The organism is Streptomyces sp. NPDC004561, assembly GCF_053602155.1.
Genome location: NZ_JBSGDB010000862.1, coordinates 1 through 1,771, shown reverse-complemented (window position 1 = coordinate 1,771; position 1,771 = coordinate 1). Strand labels below are relative to the sequence as shown.

Sequence of the window (1,771 nt, the reverse complement as noted above, 5' to 3'; positions counted from 1 at the left end):
TCACCGTCAAGGACCGTACGAACGTACGCGAGTTGACGCTCGAGGTGATCGATGGCGCCGCTCCGTGCGGCACCGGGCTCATTGACGCCCTCTCCTGCCCGAGGGCAGGAGATTCCGGTCCGTACCGCAACGCGGTACCACCTCGGGTTCCTGTTTCACAGGCCACTGCCGACCGGTGAAGGTCGGTCTTACACGGCCTCCGCAGGCCTGACTTCCCGCCCATCCGGCGGTAGGTCCGACAACTACGTTGTCGGACAAAGCGATCCTGCCATGGTGCTGTGCCCCTCCGGGCCGCTACGGGCAGGATGCCCTAAACCTCCAACCTGAAGGGTGGAGCACTGCGCAAGTGTTCAGTAGCGCTGGGCGTCGGTCTCCGGGGCGAAGTAGATCGGCTCCGTCGGCTGGCCGTTCACGGTGGCGCCGGCGTGTGCGAGGTTCGCCGCCGACTGACCGTTGATGTGGGCGGGGAAGTTGAGCGTGGGCGTGGAGAGGCTGTCGAGCGCGGCGATGTGCTCGGGCGCCAGCTGCAGATCGAGGGCCTTCAGGTTGTCCTCGAGCTGCGAGAGCCGGCGTGCGCCGATGATCGTCGAGGTGACCCCGGGGCGTCCCTGCACCCAGGCCAGCGCCACGGCGGCGGGCGTGGTGTTCAGCTCGGCCGCGATCTTGCGCAGTTCGTCCACGATGTCGAAGGTCTTGTCGGCCAGGTAGCCGGACACCATCCAGCCGCGGTCGGCGTCGGTCTTGCCGACGTCCTGCCGGGTGTACTTGCCGGACAGGGCACCGCCGGCCAGCGGGCTCCACGGGGTGACACCCATGCCGAGCTGCCGGGCCATCGGCATGAGTTCGCCCTCGACGGTGCGCTCCAGGAGCGAGTAGTTGAGCTGCAGGGCGACGAGCGGGGCCCAGCCGCGGAACTGGGCGATGGTGTGCGCTTGGGCGGTCGCCCAGGCCGGGGTGTCGGAGAAGCCGATGTAGCGGACCTTGCCGGCGGTGACGAGGTCGTCGAGGGCCCGCATGGTCTCCTCGATCGGCGTGAACGCGTCGAAGTTGTGCAGCCAGTACAGGTCGATGTAGTCGGTGTTCATGCGGCGCAGGGACTGCTCGGCCTGGGCGATGATCGCCTTGCGGCTCGCGCCGCCGCCGTTCGGGTCGTTGCGATACAGGTTGCAGAAGAACTTGGTGGCGAGCACCAGGCGGTCACGCAGCCCGCTCCGGCCGGCGACGTAGTCACCGATGATCTTCTCGGAGTGGCCGTACGTGTACACGTTGGCGGTGTCGACGAAGTTGCCGCCCTCCTCGATGTAGCGGGCGAGGATGGCCTCCGCGTCGGCGACGCTCGTCCCCCATCCCCAGTCCTCGCCGAAGGTCATGGTGCCGAGGGAGAAGGGGCTGACCCGCAGGCCCGAGTTCCCGAGAGTGGTGTACGAGTCCAAGGACATGGATGGATGTTCCCGTCAGTACGAGGTGTCAGGAGAAGGTGCGGCGACATCGCCGTCGATGGCGGAACCGAGTCCCGGCACCCAATGTAAGTAGGCTCTCGCATCAATGTAAGAGGGCGCTAGCATGGAGTCAAACCAGGGAGGCGAATGGTGACGAGGGACTCGGCCGCGGGCGCTCGGCCCTACCATCACGGCGATCTGCGCGCGGCGCTGGTGCAGGAGGCGATGGCCCTGCTGGCGGCGGACGGCCTCGCCGGGTTCTCCGTCGCCAAGCTCGCGCGCCGCCTCGGAGTCAGCTCGGCCTCGCCCTACCGCCACTTCCCGGACCGCGA

2 protein-coding genes are annotated in these 1,771 nt (G+C 67.8%); one reads left to right on the top strand and one right to left on the bottom strand.

Going from position 1 to position 1,771, the window contains the following annotated elements:
- Positions 1-350: 350 nt before the first annotated feature.
- Positions 351-1,439, bottom strand: a complete 1,089-nt coding sequence (locus ACWEN3_RS46185; protein WP_452984392.1) for an aldo/keto reductase — start codon at positions 1,437-1,439, stop codon at positions 351-353.
- A 147-nt stretch (positions 1,440-1,586) separates the two neighbouring features.
- Here ACWEN3_RS46185 and ACWEN3_RS46180 point away from each other — a divergent pair.
- A partial coding sequence (locus ACWEN3_RS46180; protein WP_452984390.1) for a TetR/AcrR family transcriptional regulator occupies positions 1,587-1,771 on the top strand: 185 nt, incomplete at its 3' end.